This window comes from Microcoleus sp. S13_C3 (assembly GCF_036700905.1).
In the GTDB taxonomy this organism is placed as follows: domain Bacteria; phylum Cyanobacteriota; class Cyanobacteriia; order Cyanobacteriales; family Microcoleaceae; genus Microcoleus.
In genome coordinates, this window is record NZ_JAUBPT010000005.1 from 16,928 (window position 1) to 40,900 (window position 23,973).

23 protein-coding genes and 1 pseudogene are annotated in these 23,973 nt (G+C 44.7%); 12 read left to right on the top strand and 12 right to left on the bottom strand.

What is annotated here, in order from left to right; all coding sequences use genetic code 11:
* Positions 1-148: 148 nt before the first annotated feature.
* From QUA16_RS02455 to QUA16_RS02470, 4 genes are all read right to left on the bottom strand, one after another.
* Positions 149-1,495 carry a TldD/PmbA family protein gene (locus QUA16_RS02455; RefSeq protein ID WP_333107551.1) on the bottom strand — a complete coding sequence of 449 codons (1,347 nt, stop codon included), beginning with the start codon at positions 1,493-1,495 and terminating at the stop codon, positions 149-151.
* 59 nt (positions 1,496-1,554) lie between these two features.
* Positions 1,555-1,806 (bottom strand): DUF4926 domain-containing protein, encoded by a 252-nt coding sequence (locus QUA16_RS02460; protein WP_333107552.1) that lies wholly within the window; start codon positions 1,804-1,806, stop codon positions 1,555-1,557.
* Positions 1,796-2,068, bottom strand: a complete 273-nt coding sequence (locus QUA16_RS02465) for a DUF6883 domain-containing protein (RefSeq protein WP_333107553.1) — start codon at positions 2,066-2,068, stop codon at positions 1,796-1,798. The genes QUA16_RS02460 and QUA16_RS02465 overlap by 11 nt, the downstream gene beginning before the upstream one ends.
* A gap of 93 nt (positions 2,069-2,161) precedes the next feature.
* Entirely contained in the window at positions 2,162-3,649 is a 1,488-nt protein-coding gene (locus QUA16_RS02470; protein WP_333107554.1) for a TldD/PmbA family protein, read from the bottom strand.
* A gap of 169 nt (positions 3,650-3,818) precedes the next feature.
* Between QUA16_RS02470 and QUA16_RS02475 the strand changes: the two genes are divergently transcribed.
* The gene (locus QUA16_RS02475; protein ID WP_333180998.1) at positions 3,819-3,977 is read left to right on the top strand and encodes a hypothetical protein; all 159 of its coding nucleotides are present in this window, start codon (positions 3,819-3,821) and stop codon (positions 3,975-3,977) included.
* A 108-nt stretch (positions 3,978-4,085) separates the two neighbouring features.
* Here the strand turns inward: QUA16_RS02475 and QUA16_RS02480 are convergent, their stop codons facing one another.
* From QUA16_RS02480 to QUA16_RS02490, 3 genes are all read right to left on the bottom strand, one after another.
* On the bottom strand, positions 4,086-5,390 hold the full coding sequence (locus QUA16_RS02480) for an aspartate aminotransferase family protein (protein ID WP_333102425.1): 1,305 nt from the start codon (positions 5,388-5,390) through the stop codon (positions 4,086-4,088).
* Between the two features lie 225 nt (positions 5,391-5,615).
* The gene (locus QUA16_RS02485) at positions 5,616-6,653 is read right to left on the bottom strand and encodes an adenosine deaminase (protein ID WP_333102424.1); all 1,038 of its coding nucleotides are present in this window, start codon (positions 6,651-6,653) and stop codon (positions 5,616-5,618) included.
* A 101-nt stretch (positions 6,654-6,754) separates the two neighbouring features.
* Complete coding sequence (locus tag QUA16_RS02490) at positions 6,755-6,979, bottom strand: hypothetical protein (RefSeq protein WP_333102423.1); 225 nt, start codon at positions 6,977-6,979, stop codon at positions 6,755-6,757.
* A 49-nt stretch (positions 6,980-7,028) separates the two neighbouring features.
* On the opposite strand from QUA16_RS02490, the gene QUA16_RS02495 reads away from it, so the two are divergent.
* From QUA16_RS02495 to QUA16_RS02515, 5 genes are all read left to right on the top strand, one after another.
* Entirely contained in the window at positions 7,029-8,357 is a 1,329-nt protein-coding gene (locus tag QUA16_RS02495; RefSeq protein ID WP_333102422.1) for an adenylosuccinate synthase, read from the top strand.
* Between the two features lie 154 nt (positions 8,358-8,511).
* Positions 8,512-8,718, top strand: a complete 207-nt coding sequence (locus QUA16_RS02500) for a hypothetical protein (protein ID WP_333102421.1) — start codon at positions 8,512-8,514, stop codon at positions 8,716-8,718.
* A gap of 33 nt (positions 8,719-8,751) precedes the next feature.
* On the top strand, positions 8,752-8,919 hold the full coding sequence (locus tag QUA16_RS02505; protein ID WP_333102420.1) for a hypothetical protein: 168 nt from the start codon (positions 8,752-8,754) through the stop codon (positions 8,917-8,919).
* Between the two features lie 50 nt (positions 8,920-8,969).
* The gene (locus QUA16_RS02510) at positions 8,970-9,341 is read left to right on the top strand and encodes a hypothetical protein (protein WP_333102419.1); all 372 of its coding nucleotides are present in this window, start codon (positions 8,970-8,972) and stop codon (positions 9,339-9,341) included.
* Between the two features lie 64 nt (positions 9,342-9,405).
* Positions 9,406-10,011: a 50S ribosomal protein L25/general stress protein Ctc gene (locus QUA16_RS02515; protein ID WP_333102418.1), complete on the top strand. Its 606-nt coding sequence runs from the start codon at positions 9,406-9,408 to the stop codon at positions 10,009-10,011.
* A gap of 245 nt (positions 10,012-10,256) precedes the next feature.
* On the opposite strand, the gene QUA16_RS02520 is transcribed toward QUA16_RS02515, so the two are convergent.
* Positions 10,257-10,904: a Uma2 family endonuclease gene (locus tag QUA16_RS02520; RefSeq protein ID WP_333102417.1), complete on the bottom strand. Its 648-nt coding sequence runs from the start codon at positions 10,902-10,904 to the stop codon at positions 10,257-10,259.
* Between the two features lie 206 nt (positions 10,905-11,110).
* Between QUA16_RS02520 and QUA16_RS02525 the strand changes: the two genes are divergently transcribed.
* The 6 genes from QUA16_RS02525 (at position 11,111) to QUA16_RS02550 (ending at position 19,290) form a co-directional block, all read left to right on the top strand.
* On the top strand, positions 11,111-12,334 hold the full coding sequence (locus QUA16_RS02525; RefSeq protein WP_333102416.1) for an RNA-guided endonuclease TnpB family protein: 1,224 nt from the start codon (positions 11,111-11,113) through the stop codon (positions 12,332-12,334).
* A 35-nt stretch (positions 12,335-12,369) separates the two neighbouring features.
* Complete coding sequence (locus QUA16_RS02530) at positions 12,370-12,531, top strand: hypothetical protein (protein WP_333180999.1); 162 nt, start codon at positions 12,370-12,372, stop codon at positions 12,529-12,531.
* Between the two features lie 15 nt (positions 12,532-12,546).
* The gene (locus tag QUA16_RS02535; protein ID WP_333102414.1) at positions 12,547-12,726 is read left to right on the top strand and encodes a hypothetical protein; all 180 of its coding nucleotides are present in this window, start codon (positions 12,547-12,549) and stop codon (positions 12,724-12,726) included.
* Complete coding sequence (locus QUA16_RS02540; RefSeq protein WP_333102413.1) at positions 12,713-17,557, top strand: tetratricopeptide repeat protein; 4,845 nt, start codon at positions 12,713-12,715, stop codon at positions 17,555-17,557. The genes QUA16_RS02535 and QUA16_RS02540 overlap by 14 nt, the downstream gene beginning before the upstream one ends.
* 24 nt (positions 17,558-17,581) lie before the next feature.
* Entirely contained in the window at positions 17,582-18,463 is an 882-nt protein-coding gene (locus QUA16_RS02545) for a glycosyltransferase (RefSeq protein WP_333181000.1), read from the top strand.
* Between the two features lie 326 nt (positions 18,464-18,789).
* Positions 18,790-19,290 carry a class I SAM-dependent methyltransferase gene (locus QUA16_RS02550; RefSeq protein WP_333102411.1) on the top strand — a complete coding sequence of 167 codons (501 nt, stop codon included), beginning with the start codon at positions 18,790-18,792 and terminating at the stop codon, positions 19,288-19,290.
* 47 nt (positions 19,291-19,337) lie between these two features.
* Here the strand turns inward: QUA16_RS02550 and QUA16_RS02555 are convergent, their stop codons facing one another.
* The 4 genes and pseudogenes from QUA16_RS02555 to QUA16_RS02570 form a co-directional block, all read right to left on the bottom strand.
* Positions 19,338-21,602, bottom strand: a complete 2,265-nt coding sequence (locus QUA16_RS02555) for a methyltransferase domain-containing protein (RefSeq protein ID WP_333102410.1) — start codon at positions 21,600-21,602, stop codon at positions 19,338-19,340.
* 137 nt (positions 21,603-21,739) lie between these two features.
* Positions 21,740-22,579 carry a hypothetical protein gene (locus tag QUA16_RS02560; protein WP_333102408.1) on the bottom strand — a complete coding sequence of 280 codons (840 nt, stop codon included), beginning with the start codon at positions 22,577-22,579 and terminating at the stop codon, positions 21,740-21,742.
* 82 nt (positions 22,580-22,661) lie between these two features.
* The gene (locus QUA16_RS02565) at positions 22,662-23,171 is read right to left on the bottom strand and encodes a hypothetical protein (RefSeq protein WP_333102407.1); all 510 of its coding nucleotides are present in this window, start codon (positions 23,169-23,171) and stop codon (positions 22,662-22,664) included.
* A 44-nt stretch (positions 23,172-23,215) separates the two neighbouring features.
* A pseudogene (locus QUA16_RS02570) lies at positions 23,216-23,973 on the bottom strand (hypothetical protein); the annotation flags it as partial.

Below are 23,973 nucleotides of genomic sequence, written 5' to 3' on the forward strand. Positions count from 1 at the left end.
GTTTTAATCCTAACTATCAAAATAAATACTCTACCTTTACGATAAATCACTCGCATTAATCTGGGTGGGGGCGGGTTTGGGAGATTGTTCTTTGTTGGCTGTGATTGTTTGTGAAACCCGCCCCTACAGATTGTGAGAAATGTGCGAGTCACAAACTGTCAGTAATACTGGTGAAATTAAAAGCTTTCACGCGCACTCCGGGCACGACACTACCGCCGTAACGCTTCACCGCACTAACTGCATCCACATCGCGCAACATATCAGGTAAAACTTGATTGAAACGCAGGTTTTTAATCGGGTAAGCAATTTTGCCATCCTCAATCCAAAAAGTACCGTCGCGAGTCATTCCCGTTACTTCCAATGTTTTCGGATTAACGTAGCGCACGTACCAAGCTCGACTGACGAAAATTCCTCGCTCGGTTTGAGCAATTAAATCTGCTAAACTTTGGTCGGAACCTGTCATCACGATCGGGTAATAAGCACCTTTCGCCTCTTTGCCTTTTTGTGCGGCCCAGTAGCGAGAATAAGACAAACTTTGAGGGACGCCATCTTTGATGATTTCCAAATAGTTATTTCTCAATCCGTCGCCGAAAAAAGTATTCGATCGCAACAAAGGATGAGCCGGATCGCGCTGCACTTGCACTAACGGGCTAAAAAGTTGTTCCCCCGCGCGGTTTCCCGCTGGTTTTCCCTCTGCATCGGCGATCGACATAAACGATCGCCCCTCATCCGCCGCCCTCGCATCCAGCCCCCAAATCACCCACGGTAGCAAGCCCGCAAAAGCAGCGCCGTCAAAGATTACCGGATAAACGCCGGGGGTGATGGGGCGCGGGTTGCGGGAGGATTTCGCCCGATCGAGCACTTGTTCTGCTAATTGGGCGATCGGCAATTCGTTGATACTCCAAGCAGTGCTCTTCGCCCAACTAGAACCGTCTTCAACGCGAGCAGTAAAGCTGAAATCCGCATCTGTAGACTGGTTGCAGGCGCGGAGTCCGGTTGACGAGGCGATCGCGTACAGCGACGCCTCAGTGCTCAAAGTGCCCGAACCATGAGCGCCCCCCTGGGAGGATCTGGCGCACGCTTGCTGCACCATTTCGGCCCGCGCTAGAGGCGATACAGTTGCCGTTGCTGTGTCGAATGCGGGCGATCGCAAATCGTAGGTTTGAGGCGGCAGCAGCGGCATCCATTCGGGGTCTGCCGGCGCAATTCTGGCCAATTCTTCCGATCGCTTGACTGCGGAGGCGATCGCATCTTCATCAAATTCTGTAACAGCAGCAGAGGCGCTTTTGTTACCGAAATAGCTAGTAATGCTCAGGCTAAATACAGTTTTGCTGATATTTTGGCTGATTTGATTTTCCGAGAATCTCGAAAGAGATTCCTCGCCACTAGAGAGACTGACAAATACTTCCTCTGCTTTGGATAGTTTGACTGCTTTTTCTACTACAGATAAGGCTTGGTCTTCACTTAAAAGTGCGGGCGATGTTGTTACGAGCATAAGCTAAAGTCCCGGAATATTTGTTGTATTTGAAAATAGGTTTACCCGCAATACTACGGTTAACTCGCCTGTACTAAAGAGCGTACTGCTAACACTTCATCTGCTCGCAGAGGTTCCACATCTGAAGGAGAAACAGCCACAACTAAAATCGATTCTCCTAAAGCATTAAATATTTCTAGAACGCAGCCATCATCTTCGCCTTCCCTTGGAGGAGGTACGCGATCGACTAGCATGGCTACATCACCTTTTTTTAGCTGATATAGCGGCATATCCCGACACAATGCTACACGCTGGTAAAGTTCAAGTTTCACGTCGAGACTCCTTTTTGGGTTTGAGAGTAATAAAATGAAAACTTCCGTCAATTTGCCACTGCAACCAAATTGTAACAACTGCTAAATTACGTCCATTGGCCCCTGGCAACTCACCTTCGGCGCGAAAGAACTTTCCGAATTCATTAGCACCATTTTCTACTGCCTCAGCCGACGCTATCAAAAACTGGATGGCTCCTAACAAAGCTTCTGGGTTATCTTGACTAAAACCCCCTTCCTTGAGCGAGAAATTTTGACTTGTCATCTTGTGCTTTTGAAACAAGTAAATAGCGCGTCAACTTTGCTTCGGGTATGATAGCATCCGCTGGAATTTTCACATTAAAAACCTACAATCTAATTAAGAATTTCCCCCAATTTGAATATCCCTCACTCGCACCGGCACACAAGCGTGAGTCATCTGAGCAACCTGCATCGGCTCGCCTTTTCCGCATATATGAGTACCGCACTGAACCAACTCCGAAGCCGGCCCGATCGCATCTATTTGATTCCAGAAATCAGTAGTCATCGCCTGATAAGTTACATCCTTCAACATACCGACAACTTTACCTTTTTCCACCTTCCAAAAAGCATCGCCGCCGAATTGAAAATTGCGCCGCTGCTGGTCAATCGAATAACTACCCATACCGTCGATTAAAATCCCGTCTTCCGTATCAGCAATCATCTGGGCCAAAGTAGCAGTATGGCTGCCGCCATCCGGGCCCGGCTCCAATCCCAAATTGGGAATTCTCACCATCGGCACGCTAGACCAACTGTCAGCGTAAGCAGAACCGTTGCTGCTACCGCGTCCGAGGCGATAAGCCGTCTCTCTGTCAGTGAGATAATCAACTAAAATTCCATCCTTGACCACGTACCAATCTTGTGATTTTACGCCCTCATCATCGTAACCCATTGTACCGCGGCCGCCTGGTTGAGTGCGATCGCACTTAAAATTCACCCAAGGTGCAGCGTATTGCAGTTTATTTAACTTATCAGTAGTAGCAAAGCTCGTGCCAGCAAAATTAGATTCGTAACCGTAAACCCGGTCTAATTCAGTTGGATGTCCTACCGATTCGTGGATTGTCAAATACAAATTTGTCGGCTTAAGAATCAGGGATTTGCAAATACCAGCAGGGACTGTGGGAGCGCTGACTTTCTCAATAGCTTCGGCGGCAACTCTTTCGACTTGACTCAACAAATCATCGGGATTAATATGTTCGTAACCGATATTAAGCGGCGGGCGTTCGTAACTGCGACTTTGGGCATCGCCGCCCGCAATTGCCGTACAGTCAAAACCCGGATAGCTGCGGTAGATTGTTTGTTCGATTAGCGAGCCTTCTGTGGAAGCAAAAACCTTGTCTTCGCGGCTTGACTGCAAAAAAGAAGAAGCTTTTTTGATGCCTTGTGCGCCGTGTGCTAGCAGTTGCTCGTTGATAGTTAGAAGCAGTTCAGCTTTCTCAGCAACGGGTACAGAAAAAGGGTCAATGGCGATGGGAGTAATGTAGGTATCGACATATTTTTCGACAGGCACTAACCGCACCGGTTCCTTCTGAGTTAGGCGGCTGCCTTTCGCGATTTCTACAGCCAAAGCGACTATTCTTGCAACCTCTGCGGGTGTTTTGCTGTGACTGGCGGCAAACCCCCAAGCACCGTCTAGAAGCACGCGCACGCCAAAACCGGAACTTACATTATCTGACAGTTGGCTTAAAGATCGATCGCGCGCGTAAAGATTCTGCCTTCGGTAACTGCAAAAACGTACATCACCGTACTCGCAACCTGTTTTCCGAATCAAATCTACAGCCAAATTTGCTAACTCGTTAGCAGAGATTTTTGCAGTTAATTGCACCATAGTTATTCGTCATTCGTCGTTAGTTGTTAATTATTATAGCGCTTTTCAATTTTTTGAACCCTTTTCAATAAGCTTTCTCTGGGCGGGCAGGATGCCCAACCCCTACTCCCCACAAGAAATTTACTGTTTGTGGAACAGGCATCTTGCCTGTTAATGTGGAACAGGCATCTTGCCTGTTTGTGGAACAGGCATCTTGCCTGTTTGTGGAACAGGCATCTTGCCTGTTTGTGGAACAGGCATCTTGCCTGTTAATGTGGAACAGGCATCTTGCCTGTTAATGTGGAACAGGCATCTTGCCTGTTTGTGGAACAGGCATCTTGCCTGTTAATGTGGAACAGGCATCTTGCCTGTTAATGTGGAACAGGCATCTTGCCTGTTAATGTGGAACAGGCATCTTGCCTGTTAAGAGAGAATGGTGCAAAATCTCCTTTTAATCCTACTCCATCTCCTGCAAAACCCCAGTTAAAATTTCCACAATGCGATCGATATGTTCCTTCTCAATAATCAGCGGTGGCGACAAAGCAATAATATCACCCGTAGTCCGAATCAGCAACCCTTTTTCATAGCACTGCAAGAAACAATCAAAAGCCCGTTTCCCCGGCTTCCCAGCAATAGATTCCAACTCAATACCCGCCACCAGTCCCAGATTGCGGACATCAATTACGTGCCGCACCCCCTTCAAAGAATGCACCGCATCTTCCCAGTAACCGGCCATCTTATCGGCTCGTTCAAATAGCCTTTCTTCCTCATAAATATCCAGCGTCGCCAGAGCGGCCGCACAAGCCACAGGATGACCCGAATAAGTATAACCGTGAAAAAGCTCGATCGCATTTTCAGGAGCATTCATAAAAGCATCATAAATCCCCTCTTTCACAAACACCGCCCCCATCGGCACCGTACCGTTAGTTATCCCTTTCGCCGCCGTCACAATATCGGGAACCACCCCAAAATATTCCGTTGCAAAACTAGAGCCAAGCCGTCCGAATCCGGTAATTACCTCATCAAAAATTAGCAGAATTCCGTACTTGTCACAAATTGCCCGCAGTCGCTCCAAATAACCTTTCGGCGGAATCAAAACACCTGTAGAACCAGCCACCGGTTCCACAATTACCGCTGCAATATTCGACGCATCGTGCAAAGCGACAATCCGCTCCAATTCATCCGCCAAATGTGCTCCCCATTCCGGTTGTTGGCGGCTGAAAGCATTGTGTTCGAGGCTGTGAGTGTGAGGCAAATGATCGACTCCCGTCAGCAAACTGCCAAAAAACTTGCGGTTTGTACCGATACCGCCGACAGAAATTCCCCCAAAACCAACGCCGTGATAGCCGCGTTCCCTACCGATTAATCGTTGGCGAGTTCCTTCACCTTTCACCCGGTGATAAGCAATTGCAATTTTTAAAGCAGTTTCTACAGATTCAGAACCCGAATTAGTAAAAAAAACGCGATCGAAATTCCCCGGAATCATCTTTACCAAACGTTCCGCTAATTCAAAAGCACCCGGATGTCCCATCTGAAAAGCCGGAGAGTAATCCAAACGCAAAACCTGCTGTTTAACTGCTTCGGCAATTGTCTCGCGGGCGTGTCCTGCATTTACGCACCACAGCCCCGCAGTACCATCCAAAATTGAGCGGTTATCATCGCTTGTAAAGTGCATATCTTTTGCCGAAACCAATATTCGCGGATTCGCTTTAAATTGTCGGTTGGCAGTGAATGGCATCCAGTAAGCGTCCATATTTGTCATCTTTTTTTATCCTTTTATATTGATGCTTCTGCTTCCCAAATATAACTCAATACGGTTCCGATCAAACGGCGGTTGAAACCGCGTCTATACAAACAAAACCCGCCGACGCGGGTTGAAGATCGGAGGGCGGTTGAAATTACCTTATTTTCTTCAGTCCGCGGAGGCGGACTTCCTTTGTGTAGACACGGTTTCAACCGCCGTCTCATCTTAATTCACGATCGCATCTTAATTCACGATCGCACCGACAGACTCATGCTGCAACAAACCGGTCAGCATTTTCACAGGCCGCTCCCCGTAGGGCCAGGCGAAAGCATGGCGGAAAGCTGCATCTTGACACGCTTGCAATTGCCGAAAATCAATGATATCCAAAGTTAACAAATTCTCGTACTCGAAAGGCAGCCGCACGTTGTGCAATCCCGCGTTGTCAGTACAAATCGCAATATCGACACCAGCTTCAAAACATCGATCGAACACAACCTTCAATTCGCGCATATCCTGCAAGGTTCCCGTTTTGAGATAGGTAGTCGGGCAAACCTCCAAGCATTGACCCCTGCGCGCGACTTCTGGCAGCAGTTCGGGATATTTTAACGGAATTTGAATCCCGTGGCCGATACGCATCAGATAAGGCAAAAGTTCGGGATAACAGCCAGAGGTAGTTTCGTAGAGGTGGCCGGTAGTTTTGATGCCGATCGACCTCGCGTACTGGTACAATCCGACAAACTCATCTAAACGCTCGCCAATACAATCATCGCCGCCAGCTATATCGATCGCACAAACATATTCTCCCATCCCGGCCGCCAAATCAACGATCGCCCGATTCACCTCATAGGGTAAACGCGAGTGCATACACAAAATTTGGCTGGTAACAATCGGACAATCGCTAATTTGACTTGCCTTGCCCACAACCTGTACAATTTCTGCCATCAAATCAATGCGTTCTGACTGATTCAAATGTTCTGGAGTCCGCAAATAAGGCGTATAGCGCAACTCCAAATAAGCCAGATTTTCAAACACGTAAGCGCCCCGCATCAACCGATAGATGAAATAAGGCAACGTCTCAACAGTTTGAACGCTTTCTACCAGCGTGTGCAGTTCCAAATACTCATTCAGAGTATTGCGCGGACGAGTGTAAAACTCCTCAAACTCCGAGTATTTCGGAAATCGATTAACCATCTCAGCATTGTGGCGATCGAAATACCGCCACAGCACCCTAGGAACGACAGAACCACCCAGATGGCGGTGCAACTCAGCGTGTAAAGTCATGGCAACAAAGCCTCTATTTTCTCAATGTTAACAAAAATTAATTAGTCAGCAGTCAGTAGTCAGTAGTCCTTAGTCAGTAGTCATTAGTCATTAGTCATTGGTTATTTGTGAGTTCCAATGCCTAATGCCCCATAGACATCTCCGATAATTCTTGTGGAACAGGCATCTTGCCTGTTAAAAACAGGCTTTTTGGGAGATGCCCCATGCCCCCATGCCCCATGCCCCACGCCCCATGCCCCATGCCCCATGCCCCATGCCCCATGCCCGTATCTAAAATCTAAAATCCAAAATCTAAAATCTAAAATAGATTGACATTTAGGGCGCATTCGTACATAATCGGAGATTGTGTCAACCTGAACAGAACGCGAGAAACCCTTGGCTAACGTAGTTGTAATCGGCGCCCAGTGGGGCGATGAAGGAAAAGGCAAAATTACCGATTTGCTCAGCAAATCCGCAGATATCGTTGTCCGCTACCAAGGGGGCGTCAACGCGGGTCACACCGTGGTAGTAAACGGTCAGACTTTCAAGCTGCACTTAATTCCCTCCGGGATTCTCTACCCTGATAAAGAGTGTATTATCGGCTGCGGTACGGTCATCGACCCTAAAGTTTTAATTGCAGAGTTAGATCAGCTAGAGGCACTGAATATTTCGACAACGTCGCTGATGATTTCGGAGACCGCTCACGTCACGATGCCCTATCATCGATTAATTGATGTAGCATCGGAAACGCAGCGGGGAAATTATAAAATCGGGACGACGGGACGCGGCATCGGCCCTACTTACGCCGACAAGTCGGAACGTACCGGCATTCGGATGCTCGATTTAATGGACTTGGATGGGTTGCAAGAACAATTGGAATGGACGATTAATTGTAAAAATGTCCTTCTCGAAAAACTCTACAATTTGCCGCCTTTAAATCCGCAAGACGTAATTGATGAATATCGAGTTTATGCCGAACGTTTGCGGCCGCACGTAGTTGATAGTTCCCTGAAGATTTATGAGGGAATTTACAAGCGGAAAAATATTCTGTTTGAAGGCGCGCAAGGCACTTTATTAGACTTAGATCACGGTACTTATCCTTACGTTACTTCCAGCAATCCCATCGCTGGCGGTGCTTGTGTGGGAACCGGAGTCGGCCCAACAGCGATCGATCGCGTAATTGGCGTAGCAAAAGCTTATACAACCCGCGTCGGAGAAGGCCCCTTCCCTACTGAAATGGTAGATGGAATTGGCGCAATTTTGGGCGATCGGGGTGCAGAATTCGGCACGACAACCGGCCGCAAACGCCGCTGCGGTTGGTTCGACGCAGTAATCGGCCGCTACGCAGTCCGCATCAACGGCCTTGACTGTCTGGCAATTACCAAACTAGATGTGTTGGATGAATTAGAAGAAATAAAAGTTTGCGTTGCTTACGAAATTGACGGCGAAAAATGTGTTGATTTCCCGAAAAGTTCCCGGATATTTGCTCGGTGCCAACCTATTTACGAAACCCTTCCCGGTTGGAAACAGTCTACGGAAGAGTGCCGGAATTTGGAAGATTTACCGCCGCAAGCATTGAATTATCTGAAGTTTTTGGCAGACTTGATGGAAGTGCCGATCGCGATCGTTTCTCTCGGTGCGAGCCGCGACCAAACTATTATTGTAGAAGACCCGATTCACGGGCCCAAGCGCGCTTTGCTCTCTGCTGACGGTACGCCCGCCTAACGTTGCCTTAAAATATAATTTTGGGTCTCAATCAATAATACTCAAAGCTGTTACCAGTCTCGCCGAGACCCACCGAGAGCGAGGTTCCAGGAGATTTAGTACACTTGACCCACGGCGAGGTCAAGTGTATCATTCTTTACAGGGAGTCAAGTAAATGACTGACGAGGATGAACTGATAGCACGGCTAGAAGTTCACAGAGACATGATTGGATGGCTTATAATAGAGTTAAGCAAAGAAGGAATACAAGCCCAAAGAACAACCGGAAACAGTCCCAAAGGTGATATTTTGATCGTCAACGATCGGGATGTTCCGCGAGTTAAACAGCTACTCCGCAATTTGCAGATCGAATTTAATGGTTAATTTATCAAAATAATAAAAAAAATATAAAAAATAATGAATGAACCGCATATAGAAATCAAAGCCTGGAAAAATAAAAAAATAGATTCCACAAAAGCTAAGGAAATATGTGAAAAAGGCACTGTGATTGGAGTTATTACCACAGGAAAAATTACTCAACCCGCTAAGATTATATTCGACAAAGCAGATATAGCTTGGGTATAAGATTTTCCAGAAAGTAATTTATTGAATCAGGAAGGTCAAGAGGAGAGCTAATGTTAGACATGATTTTTTATGCCTCCAACACTAATCAGCCACCGCACTATGTCGGAATGTCTGAAGAGGTTTACGAGTGGTTGGCAAAATCAGAATTTTCCAAAATCGGCACATCTGTCCCCAGAAATATTTTGATAGATGAAGAGGAGGAGAAGCTACCTTTAGTTGAGTTAGATCGAGATATTCGCCAGAAGTTCAGAAAATTTTTCTGCGATGCAATTATCTCCGAAAGCGATACCGTCCTTGCTAAGCTGGGAGACTCCCCTCTCAAAGAAGAGTATCAAGCAGAAACGTACCGTTTGAGGAAAATGCTGGAATTGCTGAAGTGTCTGGAAAAGGAGAATTATCAGTATCTTCAGCGAGTCGTTTAATTAGGCGCGATCGCAATATCACAATTCTGGTAAAATGTGAAAACAATTAGCAGAAAGTCAGAAAATGGAACTCGCAGTAGAATGTCAAAAGCGGGCAGAAGGCAGCAAACCTAACGCCCTCCGCCGCTCTGGATTGATTCCCGCCGTCCTCTACGGCCACAAAGGATCTGAATCCATTTCCCTTACCATCAAAGCCAAAACAGTTGAAACCCTGCTCAAAAAGCACGTAGTCAACAATGCCCTAATTGACCTCAGCATTCCCGAACTCTCTTGGAGCGGAAAAACCTTGCTCCGAGAAGTTCAAGTTCATCCTTGGAAGGGCTTTCCTTACCACCTGAGCTTTTTCTCCGTAGCGACTCAAGACAGCCTGGAAGTTGAATTGTCACTGCGTTTTGTTGGCGAACCTGTCGGCGTCAAGTTAGAAGGCGGCATTTTGGATACTGTGCTGACGCAACTCGCAGCTAAGTGCAAACCTGACAGCATTCCTGAAGCAATTGAAGTAGATATTTCTCATTTAAAGGTTGGGGATGCGCTGCACATTCACGAATTAGTTTTGCCTGCAGGAGTGGTAGCTCTCGGCGAACCAGATCAGGTGGTTGTTAGCGTGCTGGGAATTCAAGCAGGTTCTGAAGCCGAAGATGCAGAAGAAGACGCAGCAGCAGCAGCTTAATTAGTAATTGCTAATAGTTGTTAACTAATGGTTGCAAAAAAAGGGCGATCGCTTTCTCCCAAAAGGGCGATCGTTTTTTGCTAAAAAGGCTATTCTAATTTGGGTTCGATCGCAGTTTTGTTTTGATAGTGCGAGCGTCCTCGCTCGCGATCTGTATAATACTCGCGAGCGGGGACGCTCCCACTGTAAAAAAATGGTTTTTGGCAAAATGAGATGTTGCCATTCTCATTTTGGTTCGATCGCACTTACTCTACTGGGCCTTGAATCTGCTGTCGCACCCATTGACTAAAATCAATCTGTGCGGCAATTTCATCGATGAAAGCCGCTTCGAGAAATCGGTATAAATCAGTTTTTTCAATAATGGGAAAAGTCGGAGATCGATCGCGCTCGACATAAGCCCCATCGACTAATTGCAAAATCCGCCATACCCGCCCGTTAAACCGCCAAAATTCCGGCACGCCCATACTGGCATAAAGTGTATTTTTATTGAGATCGGTATGGGTAATATCCACTTCCACCACTAAATCCGGGGCTGGATCGACATTCAAATTAACCAGGCGATCGGCAACTAAGGTATAATTCTGAATGTAATATCCATTGTCTGGCTCGGCGCTCTTGAGTAGGTCTTCTCGATCGAGCCTAGTCGATCCCATCGTCTTCATTCTCATCCCCATCTCAACGATCAGGATTAAGATGAATCGCTCAATCAAACGAGCAGAGCGTTCGTGTTCTTCGAGGGGCATGGTGATTTCTAACACCCCGTTATCGTAAGTAAAGCGGGCGTGAGTGCGCTCCGCCAGCAAACTTTGAATTTGCTTAAAGGCTTGCCAATCGAGGTCGCGAAAGGTGAGGCGCTTTTCTCCGACAAGTTGAGGTGGTGGCTCTAACAACATCAAAATTACCGCAATTTAAGCGAAAGTTGACAGAACATTTACTGTTAATTATTTTAACTCCTCGCTCCTGTTGTCCCCCGCTATAACTGTACCCAGTGTCTTCGGTGGGATGAAAGGCAGGGAGATTGTAGGTACGGAAATCTCCAAATCTTTATCGATGTCGCTGTTTTACTGGAATGTGTATAATACAGTAAGGAGGTAATGAGATGCTGCATACTGCCATCAAGGTTCGACTTGATCCAACATTAGAGCAACAAGCCCTACTGTCTGGGCACTTTGGCTGTGCCAGATGGTGGTGGAACTATGCTCTAAACAAGTCAATTGAGACTTACAAAGAAACGGGTAAAAGCCTTGGTCAGTCAGCACTCAATGCCTTTTTACCAAAGCTCAAGAAAGCCGAAGAAACACTTTGGTTGTCTGAATGCTATAGCCAAGTTTTGCAAGCAACAACGCTCAACCTCACAACTGCCTATAAAAACTTTTTTGCAGGTCGTGCTAGGTTCCCGCGCTACAAGTCAAAGCATGGTAAGCAATCGATTCAGTATCCTCAAAATGTCAAGGTACTTGATGGGTTTGTTCAGTTTCCGGGCAAAGTCGGCAAAGTCAAAGCCAAGCTACACAGGAACATAGAAGGAACAATCAAAACCGTAACGGTTAGCTTAGATCCTTCTGGGAAATACTTTGCCTCAATATTGACGGAGAGTGAAGGCGACAATCCGACTGTTTCAACGGTCGGAAAAGTAATTGGGATTGACTTGGGATTGACTCATTTTGCTATTACGAGTAATGGCTGCAAAGTCTCCAAGTATGATAACCCTAAGCATCTAGCCAAACACGAGAAAAACCTCAAACGCAAGCAACAAAAGCTAGCTAAAAAACAGAAAGGAAGTAATTCAAGGAACAAAGCCAAAAAGACGGTAGCTAAAGTGTACGAACGGGTAACTAAATCCCGTCAGGATTTTCTACATAAGCTTTCGAGAAAGCTCGTCAATGAAAACCAAGTTGTCGTAGTAGAGAATCTTAATGTCAAAGGCATGGTACGCAATCACAATTTAGCTAAAGCCATATCTGATGTGGGATGGGGAACCTTTATCAATTTCCTAGCTTACAAGCTAGAGAAAAAAGGTGGCAAGTTGGTTGAAATTGACCGTTGGTTCCCCAGCTCCAAGCTCTGCTCTAATTGCTATTACCAGATTGATAAGTTACTGCTTGATATTAGGGAGTGGACTTGTCCTAATTGCGGTACTCGTCATGACCGTGATGGTAATGCAGCAACAAACATTAGAGCGGAAGGCATCAGGATACTACAGACGGATGGAACAGCCGTTTTTGCTAACGGAGGGGAAGTAAGACCAAAGCTTGGACGCAAGTCCGTTCTGAGGCATTCCTCTGTGATGTTAGAAGCCCACACTATAATCGTTTCGATTTAGTGTGGGTAGTTCACTATATTTCTTCCATAAGTCTGGTGGTGCAGCCCGGATACCTGCGATCGATTTTGGTGCGTGAGGAACTATTGCCGCTGGAACTTCGTCTGCTGCACTATCGATTTTCTCAAGTTTCTAGAGGTACAAACCAAACCTCGAAAATCCTGACAGCCGCCGAATCAGGCATCCCTCATGGGGGGTGAAAACCTGTATCTCCGGTGCAAGCACTAGAATGCCGGGAAAAAACCGAGGCGGAGGTGGTCGATCGCTTTTTTGCCGGAGTTGCGCGCTCGCGATCGTATTCTGCTATTGTGGAACCTTTGCATCACATTCTCGACAGCTTTGGTAAAACGGCAATTGTTGGCGTCAAACCGCTGTATAATTGTGAAACATTTTGAATCCTATAATTTACTTGCTACTTGTGGAGCCGCCGCCCCTATGCCATCAACAGTCAGTACAGAATCAACAGCGGTTCAATTTAACCAACAGGGAGAAATATACTTATCCCAAGGAAAAATAGAAGAAGCGATCGCATCCTGCGAGCAAGCTTTGAAGATTCACCCCAATTTGGCACCGGCTTACAAGACTTTGGGCAACGCGCTGCAAGCTCAAGGCAGGATGGAAGAGGCGCGGCACTGGTACGCTAAAGCGATTGAAATAGAACCGAATTTTGCGGAAGTATATGCGAATTTGGGCAGCCTGGGCGCGCAGCAGCAAAAATGGCAGGAGGCGATCGGATTTTATCAAAAGGCGCTCGCGATTAAGCCGAATTTCGCGGGAGTGTACCGGAATTTAGCAAAAGTATTCGGACAAATTGGCCAACCGGAAGAAGCCCAGCAGTGCTGGTATCAAGCATTTAGTTTGGAACCGGAAAAAGTAGCGCCCGGGGAACACTTGAATATGGGCGACGCTTTTTTTCGGCAGGAAAAATTCCCCGAAGCGATCGCCTGTTACGATCGCGCCATAAAATTAAATCCTAATGTGGCGACTGCTTACCAAAATTTGGGCGAAGCGCTCAAAAAACAAGGCAAGTTAGAAGAAGCGACAGCATATTATCGCAAAGCTATTGAACTGAACGCAGCTAATGCGAGAAACGGCAGCGAGGGACAACAAACTTTGGCGGGTGCAACGGCGACAAACGGTGCAGTTAAGCAGCAGCCCGCAGCCACGGCAGTTAAGCCACCAGTGCAGCAGGCAGTGCAGCAGGCAGTTAAGCCGCCAGTGCAGCAGCAGCCAGTTAATTCTACAATTAATATAGAAGATCCAGAAGCATACAAAATACTGGCAGAAGGCTATTTTGCTCAAGGCAAATTGGAACAGGCGATCGCAGCTTGCAAGAAGGCCCTGCAAATTAAGCCGGAAGCGCCCCTATACAAAATGTTGGGCAACGCGCTGCAAGCTGGCGGCAAAATTGATGAAGCTAAAAGTTGCTATGTCAAAGCAATAGAAATTAACCCTAATTTTGCCGAAGCTTATGCTAATTACGGCAGCATTTGCGCGCAGCAGGAACAGTGGCAGCAAGCGGTTTCTGCTTACGAAAAGGCGATCGCCCTGAAACCGGATTTTGCCGGTGCTTTCCGCAATTATGCGAAACTGTTGACGCAGTTAGGAAAGTCGGAGGAGGCGGCTGAGGCTTGGTATCGAGCATTTGCGATCGACCCGAAATCCGGCAGCGCTGAGGAACACGAGAATTTAGCCAAAACTTTGATCGAGCAAGGTAAGGTAGATAAGGGAATTGACTGTTACCGGCGCGCGGTTGAGTTGAACCCAAATGCTGGCGCAGCTTATCACGAATTGGGCGAAATTCTTAAGGGTCAAGAACAGTGGGAAGCAGCGGTAGAAGCGTACACTAATGCTATTAGAAACACTCCCGAACTTTCTTGGTCGCACAACAATTTAGCTGAGTCGCTGGTTAAGTTGGAACGCTGGGAGGAAGCTGTAAATGCTTACCGCAAGGCGATCGAATTAAATCCTGATTTTAGCTGGTCTCACAACAATTTAGCAGATGTGTTGCTGAAGTTGGAACGGTGGGAAGAAGCTGTAGAGTCTTACCGGAAAGCAACAGAGTTAAATCCCGATTTCAGTTGGTCGCACAACTATTTAGCAGACGCGCTGATTAAACTGGGCAGGTGGGATGAGGCAATTTCGGCTTACCAAAGGTCGATAGAACTCAATCCCGACCATTTTTGGGCGCACAACAATTTAGCAGAAGCGCTGGTGAATTTGGAACGGTGGGATGAGGCAGTTGTTGCCTACCGGCGTGCTAACGAAGTTAATCCGAATTTCTTCTGGTCGCAGAGCAAATTGGGCGACGTGCTGCTAGAAATGGAAAGGTGGGAGGAGGCGATCAATGTTTACCGACGCGCGGCCGAGTTGAATCCTGATTTTCCGTGGACTTATTACAACATGGGAACGGCTTTTGAGAACCTGGAACGGTGGGATGAGTCGATCGCCGCTTACCGCCGCGCTGCAGAAATTCAGGCTGATTTGCCGTGGCTTTCGCAAAAGTTGGCTGATGCTTTGAGGATGCGATCGCAGTGGGATTTGCGGGATGCGATGGGTTTGTACAGAAAGGCGATTCAGGATAATCGTGATGACGTGCAGTTGTATCACAAGGCGCTGGAGATTGCGCCGAATGATGCTGACCTTTATGTTGAGTTGGCTAATGCTTTGGGAAGGAAGGGTTGGTCGGATGGGGCGATCGTCTTTTATCAGATGGCGTTGCAGATTCGGCCTGATGACAAGGCTATTTCTGGGCGGTTAGAAGAGGTGTTAAAAAAAAAGGGTATAAGTAGGGCGATCGAACCTTCCACCAGTAGGGTTGAACAGAAAAATGGGACTGCCAGAAACGATCGCAAATTCAGAGAAAATCTTCAAGAAGAAGATAAAGTCAACGAAACTACTGTCGCCTACCCTCCAGCAATAGAAGTCAACCAAAATTTCTTCACCCCTAAGTCGGATGTAGTTCACCGCCCTCTGGAGCAGCCTCCAGCTAAACTAGCAAAGTCGGAATCCACCCCTTTGTACAGTCGTCCCAGCGAGCTAAATCCTCCGTCGGCTCAAGTGGATCTACAGTTAGTAGATAATCTGAGTTCACTACAGAAGTGGGATGAAGCCTTAGCCTTGTACCGTCGCGCAATCGAACTCAACCCCGAGTCAGATGTGCTTTACCAAAAGTTTGGCGACACCTTAGCCAAACAAAATCACCATGAAGCGGCGATCGCGTTTTACAAAATGGCGCTGCAAATTAAAATAGACAACACCGATGCTCATTGGCGGACATTAGATAAAATACTGGAAACAAGAGATACAACTCAAAGTCGGCAAGCGCTAAACATAATAAGTATCCCTACAGTCCATGAGCAAGCCAACACAAATACTCCCTCATTAATCAGGACTTCTGAAGCTGCCAGATTGGCAAAAGATGTACGTTTGATTGCTTATTATCTACCGCAGTTTCATCCAATTCCCGAAAATGATTTGTGGTGGGGTCAAGGCTTTACAGAATGGACTAATGTTACCAAAGCCGAACCTCTATTTGAAGGACACCATCAACCCCAGCTTCCTGCTGACCTAGGATTTTACGATCTCCGCCTGCCAGAAGTGAGAGAAGCGCAGGCCGCCCTAGCAAAAAAATACGGTATCTTTGGCTTTTGTTACTACTATTATTGGTTTGCCGGCAAACGTCTACTGCACCGCCCGCTTGATGAAGTTTTGCAGTCGAAAAAGCCGGACTTTCCCTTCTGCATTTGTTGGGCAAATGAAAACTGGACGCGCAGGTGGGACGGCGCAGAACACGAAATTCTTATGGCCCAAGAATGCTGGGACGACGAACAAAATCAGGCTTTTGCTGAGAGCGTAACTCACATTTTGCTCGATGAGCGATACATTCGCATCAATGGTGCTCCTTTACTGATTGTTTATCGACACGATCTGTTTCCTGACTCCCGCAGAACAACTGATTTGTGGAGAAAGATTTTTAGAAAAAATGGTGTAGGAGAAGTTCACATTTCCGTAGCTGTCACCTTTATAGGCCTGCACAAACCGCCGATCGAATTCGGCTTTGATTCGGGGGTACAATTTCCGCCGCATGGATTCTCTGCTAGAGAAATTTTACCATCTGAAATCTCAATTCCCGACTTTTCCGGAAAGCTTTACGATTATAAAGATGGTGTGATTAATTCTATAGCCGATAGACTTCCACCGTATAAAGTTTTTCTTTCAGTTATGACTGCCTGGGACAATACAGCTCGCCGGAAAAGGACAGCTCATGCCTTTCTCAATTCCGACCCTGACTTTTACGAATTTTGGCTGCGGGGTGTCATCGAAAAAACCAAGCAAATGCACTCAGGCGACGAACGGCTGGTCTTCATTAATGCTTGGAATGAATGGGCTGAGGGAGCTCATCTCGAACCTGATAGAAAATACGGACACAGCTATCTTGTGGCCACCCGCAACGCTCTTTACGGTAGTCATAGCTGGAAAACGATTATTAATTTGTTGCGGCATCTTCCTATTGAAGATAGCCGTCAACTGCAGGAATATCTTGATGAACTGGATTCGAGAATTGATGCTCAAAATAGGTCGTTCGCAGCTATGGACAAACTGCTTAAAGAAAAAACCGCCAAAGTTGTCCATATCTCCCGGTGTCAACAGGATACTGAGTTATTGTGGCAGCTAGATTCACCCAGACCGGAAACCCATGTTGCTTTCAACTCTATTTGTATTGAAGGCTGGGTAATTAGTAAAAAATCTCCCCCTGTTGCCGTTGAGGTAATATACAACGATCAAGTGATACAGCAAATTCCGGTTGACCTACACCGTCCCGATGTAAATGAGGTTTATCCATTACCAGGGGCAGAATACAGTGGCTTTTCCGCAAAAGTACAATTAATCGGACTTTCACCTAAAATGGAACTGCTCCTACAAGTAGTTCTTCAAGATCAAAGCCCTGTGCTAATAGAAGTAGTACATTTGCAGCCAGGGTATGATGCCGTTCAAGACTTAAATATAGCACCAGAAGAACAAGGTTTCCTTAATGACTCGCAGCCCGATGTTTGCAAAACGATGATTAATGCGATCGAAAAATTTCCCGCCGAAAGCCTCAATCGTCAGTGTCAATTGCTGGACGAGTTGGCGAAGAGAATCGAAGTTAAAGAACAGGCGCATCAAGCAATGCTTGCACTGCTGAAGCAACAATCAATTCACTATTTTTACCAACAAGCTTGATTGAATAAGGAGCGTAAAAAGTTAATGAAGGAAAACTGGCAATCTCCTTTAGTTTCGGTAGTGATTCCGTCTTATAACCACAAGCGTTTTCTCCAGAAATGTTTTGATTCTGTAGCGGCACAAACCTATAGAAATATAGAGGTTGTCATTGTGGACGATTGTTCGGCAGACGGCTCAACATCCGAAATAGAAAGGTTAATTCAAAATGTTAGTTGGAAATCAAGGTTTCCTCAAAAAACACAGTTTCAAACCTTCACTAAGAATCAAGGTGCCCATGCTGCGCTCAACTACGGCATCACCAAGGCTAATGGCGATATAATTGCGCTATTGAATTCTGATGATATGTATCATCCAGACCGAATAAAATATATTGTTGATGCAATGCAGAATAAAAAGTCTGAGTTTGTATTTAGTGGGGTAGAGTATGTTGATGAAAGCGATCGAAATGTAACTAACTCACATCCTGTTGCACAGCGTTACTTTTGTACTCAAAAACTCATTAGCCAGTATCCTTCACTTGGATTTGCTTGCTTAATATGTAATGTCAGCATATCGACGGGAAACTTTGCTTTTACCAAAGCGCTGTTTAACCGCGTGGGTGAATTTAGCAATTATCGTTACTGCCACGATTGGGACTTTCTGCTGCGCTCGATTTTGCATACAGAACCCTTATTTTTGGAGCAAGACTTATATTACTATCGATTTCACGGCAAAAATACATTTGAGACTTTGGAATCAATAGCTGAGGAAGAATCAACTAAAATTATGACAAGTATTCTATCAAAAATGCAGGTCGAGCATTTGCAAAATCCAGTAGCTCCCTCCCCTTTAAATTGGCCGAGTTATTTTGAACTATTCCTGTATTGGTTTAATTTGACTCGTTATCTGAAAGCTCCCGCTTACTAAGGAGCGGGAAAGTCACGCTAATTTCAATGTTTACTCTCTGCTAAGCTATTAGTAAATAGTTGAAAATAAGCCATCGCTCCATCTCTAATTTATTAGCTGAATTCATCGCCATGTCATACGTTATTAACAATCAAGGTCATTGTGTTATCTGCGACAGTCATGTAACATTCTATTCTGAGAGTGACTGGTTGAGAGATGGTTACTTTTGTAATAATTGTCATTCAATCCCTAGAGAAAGGGCATTAATGTACTGCATCGAAAAATTTTACCCTAATTGGAAGCAGTTGCACATACACGAATCTTCACCGGCCGATCGAGGAGCTAGTTTGAAGCTAAAAAATAATTGCAAAAATTACATAGGTACGCATTATTTTCCAAATTTTGCCTTTGGAAAAACGCATCCAACTGGCTGGAGAAATGAAGATTTGGAAAATTTGACTTTTCCTGACGAAAGTTTTGATTTAATGGTAACGCAAGATGTGATGGAGCATATATTTAATCCTGACAAGGCATTTTATGAAATTGCCAGAACTTTAAAAAAAGGAGGCGCGCATATATTTACAGTACCTATAGTCAACAAAGAGCAACCTTCTAAATTAAATGCAAAAAAAGAGGAAAATGGTAATGTTATTATTTTAGGTTATCCTGATTATCACGGCAATCCCGTAGACAATCAAGGGTCACTTGTGACAATGTATTGGGGGTATGATATATGTGATTATATTCTAAAACACAGTGGTCTGTACACAACTATTGTTTATGTTGATAATTTATTGCTCGGTATTAGGGCTGAGTTAATAGAGGTATTAATAAGTAGGAAATTATAAAAACCGTCGAAATTGGCTAACAGCAATTTCGACGATCGATAATATGGCTACTTCCTCGAATGTCTGTAAATATAATTATCCAGTTTGAAGTCATCTAATTCTTGAATAATTACATCTCCGCGCTCCACTATTACAATGGATTGATAAATGACAATATTCTTGATGATATCTTTTGAAGTCCCTGCTGCCTCCACCAGTTGAAATATTAGTTTACTCAAAGGAGTTGCGTCGGAATAGTAATTCTCTAATCCTTGCCAATGCCACCATGCCCAATCTTCAATTATGTAAAAACCGCCGGGACGAATTAACGGAAATAACGTTTCAAAACTAATTTTTGTGAGTTCATAATAATGAGAGGCATCATCCATCACTAAGTCAAGAGGCTGCTCGTTGAATTCGTGTTTCACAATTTCCTTGAGCCGCCCTGAGTCTGCTTGGTTGGTATGCCAATATGTCCTGAGTCGATTTTGTAACCCTCGATCGTTGACATACTTTTGAAAATAGGGACTGTCTGTACGGGGCTGCAAATCGAGCGCAATATGCTTTGTGGGTTGAAAAATTTCAAACCAAAACGCTACGCTTCCCCCCTCCCACATTCCCAACTCGACTACATTATCAGGATTAAACTTTTGATGAGTTGAGAAAAATCTTTCATACTGATCTATCAAATCTTTAGGCTTGTAAAGTACGAAGCACTCTTCTCCTAATTCCCAATTACTATCTTTGGTCTGCTCTAATCGAAAAACCAAATTGTTTAAGATCACTCGATCTTTTTGCCAAAGTAACTTTTCAATTGCTAGCAAAGCTATCGAGGTGTTGCGGTAAGAATATTGACTCTTTGGTTGCAAACTGGCATCAAGATGTACAATTTCTTGAGGCAAGGGAAAGACTGAAGCAGATTCTGGTTCAGTTGTATCGATTTGAGATGACAAACTGTCATTAACAGGTTTTTGCATAACGATCACAGCTTGATTAAACTTGGCTGGATCGTCAACAAAATCGCAAAATGTCAGATATTTAGTCCACTCCCGCTTAACGTATCCAGGCGAAATCACGGCTTCCCCATAAAAAGACGCAGGGAGCGCAGGACCGCCACCCGTGGCACTATATAAAAATTTGCCATTATCGTAGTCTGCAAAAGCAGCCTCAGTATCCAAAAATGAGTTTGCTAAGGCCTTATGCCAATCAAATTCATGGTTCTGACCTCTCAAAGAACGACAAAATTCGATAAAGTTTCGTCCCCAAACTGTGACTATAAGGATACCACCAGGTTTGAGTAGTCTTGATAGCTCTTCCACCCATTTTATGTGTACGGATTCCGACAAATGAGAGAAAACTGAGTAGGCATAAACTACGTCGAAACTATTGTTATCAAATTCGGTGGGTGGCTCTGGTTTGCCTGCACTATAGTTTCCCAGGCGCACTGTATTGAGACAGATGTCAATCATTTCAGAATTGACATCAATGCCATATAGATTATCTGCAACAATATCTTTTAGAAAAAACCGAATCACCCGCCCCCAGCCGCAGCCGAAATCGAGAATTCGACTGTCTCTAGTTAGTGGCCGTCCCAAGTTAGCTGCGTACCGCTTGATCTCCGAATAGAAATTAAATCCTTCGCCTAGAGCGTGCTTGCCCGACGAGCCAACTATATTTCGCTGAATTTCATCGGGAGGGAATCCCGGAAGTTCTATACCATCTACAAACGGATCATCTACACTTTTAATAATTGCCTCCAACCATTCTTGGTCGCTCAACTGAGCAGCATAATTTAGAATTGAGTCATTTGTTTTGTTGTCCTTAATACCTGGTTGAGGTTTAAAGTAATTAGGCTGAGATGAATTCAGTTCAGTTTGAATTTGTTGTGTTCGGGTCTGCGAGCGCTCCAAATCTGCCTTAACCTGCTCTAGGAATGGAAGTTTTTTTTGAATTTTTACCATTCCAATTTGCAAACGATTTTGATCTGACAACACAGCTTGGAGCACTAACTCAACTTCCGTCGGCAGTTCAGTCACTCCTACTTTTTCCCGAAAACCACTTGTGCTTGCATGGAAAGCTTCGGTATAAATTTGAGCAACATCTGGACGTGGGTAGTTGACAGGAATTGTCTGTATTACCCTATCATTACTAATGACCTCGATCGAGACTACTTGAGTCTTTTTACCTAGTATCCAACCCGAAACCAAAACCTCATATTTATCTGTTTTGTATGAAGTGTTTGGATTGTCGATGTTAAACCCCCATAACAATTCTGGATCGTTTACAGGCAAATTTACAATTTCCTGAATTTGAATTAAAGAGTGTTCAATCATAATCTTTGATTTTTTTCCTTTGCTTTGCGAGCTTCTGAGAAGCTAACTGACATTTGTTTAATGCCTCAATCTTCATTTTAAAAGCAATGAAGAAATTTAAGGGTGTAAATCGATCCAATAAAACAGCGACGCATTAATTATGGAGGATTTACCCCGCGTTCACTACCCAAACCAATGCGCTGAGTTAATTTCGGAGCCTGAAACGAATTGAATCCCAATCTTGCTTGTGATTCTTGCAAGGAGAGTTGGTACATTTCTAGATAATTTGATAGCCCTTTCCGTTGATATCTTAAGCTTAATGCTTTTTGATACAGTTTCATATCAGCACTTTGGATAGCAACTATCTTTTTAACCAAAGATTGATTATTTAAAATATCCATTACCTTGGTTTGGTAATCCTCGTGAAAATTTTGATTAGCTACGCTAACTTTAAGCGTTGGCCAACCCAGCATTTTCTTCAAATCGTTTAAATCATCTATGAAAAATTCTTGAATACCTACAAAGTAAAAATCAGTTAATTTTATTTCATCCGCAAAGTATTTAGAAGCACTGTTATCTATAAAAGGCTGCTTGATAAAATCAGAAAAACTCAGTTGATTTTCCACTACATATCGATGATTCTCATCAAAAAAAACCTGATTATTACTTTTCAGGAAATAATAGGCAGAAATCAATAAAAGAATAGGGTTCCTTAGCCAAATCACCATTTTGGCAGTCGGGCCATATTCTTGATACTTTTTTGCCGGAAAATGACCGTGAATTGCTCTAATTTTCGTTGTCAGCTTACCTTGTTTTATGAGAGTTTCTATGGGTAAAGAATGATTGTCATATAAAATTTGCTCGTGCGGATAAATCTGCGGTAAAACTATTCGCCCAAACGTTGTTCCGGCGGTCTTAGGAAGGTGGATCGATATTAATTCTACTTCTGACAGCCATGATAAATTAGCCACTATCATATCTCCTGTTTGTGTTTGCATTCTCAAAGTTTTTCTAAGACTAGACTGCTATAGCTTTAAATTTAAAAGTTGATACCAAAAGCATTAACTGTTTCCTCTCGAATTATTTTTGAACTTTGTCAAGTCGAGATTGCGATCGCGCCAGTTCCGCCTGAATTTGTTGCAGTCGAGTTCTAGAGCGCTCTAAGTCTGTCTGAATCTGCTTCCAGCGCGGTGGTCGCCGCCCCACTCGCACAACAGCCAAAGGCACCGAGCTTATATCTGAGAAGACAGCTTGCAGTATTAACTCAGCTTCTTCTGGCAGTTCGCTAAGTAGCACTTCTGTAGCAAAACCGCAGTTTTCAACCCCAGGAACGTCTGGATAAATCTCAGCTACGTCCCCGCGCGACTGATTAAAAGTAATTCTATAAATCACTGTACCGCTACTGATTACATCAACCGCTACAGCAGAAGCATTTTTCCCTAAAACCCATCCTACAAACCAAACCTTGTTGGTGGCGGTTTGAGTTCCTTGTTTTGGGCTTTCTATGTTAAATCCCCATAAAGATTGCTCGTGATCGTTTATAGATGACGGGACAATATCCAGAATTTCAATTAAGTTATTTTGGGTCATTTTCTTTAAGTTTGTAAGTCTAATAAAAATTAGATTCCATCTATCTATGGGATAGCAAGCGTTATCTTCCTAACCCCACGAATAGGACGCATCAATTGTTTCCACTCTTCTGAGTTTGTTAATGAGTAGGTATTGAGTTCGCAACCTTTCTCCGAGGAGAACTTCGCAAAACTATCTAACCAGCTCAAAACGGTTTCTGTGTGCGAGAAAGGCGTACATTTTAGGGATTGCTGCAAGCACTCCATCATCTTGGTCATATCGCTATTTTGATAAGCATACCACGCATCCCATACTAGAAGTTCATACTGCATTTGGCTCGGGTCATTTCTCTGGCTGGCTATAGCTTGCTCAAACCGCAAGCGATTTAATTGCTCCTGAGTTTGGTTCTGTTGAACTAGGGATTGTTCCAACACTGCTTCTGTGCGGTGCAACTGAGTCTGCGATTGATTTAGCAATGCCTTAGTTTGCTCTAATTCTCCCTGAACTTGATACAGTTGAGAATGGGAATGTTCTACTTCTCCTTGAGTGTGATGGAGTTGAGATTGAGAGTGTTCTAACCTCTCCTCCGTCTGATGGAGTTGAGATTGAGATTCTGCGAAAAGAACCTCGATTTGGTTGACTTGAGACTGAAAATGTGCTAATAAAGTCTCATTTTGATCCATTTGAAGGCGCAACTGCTCCAATTCTTCCTGACTTCGATGCAGTTGAGATTGAGATTGTTCTAGCATCTCCTCGGTTTGATGCAGTTGAGATTGAGATTGTTCTAACATCTCCTCGGTTTGATGCAGTTGAGATTGAGATT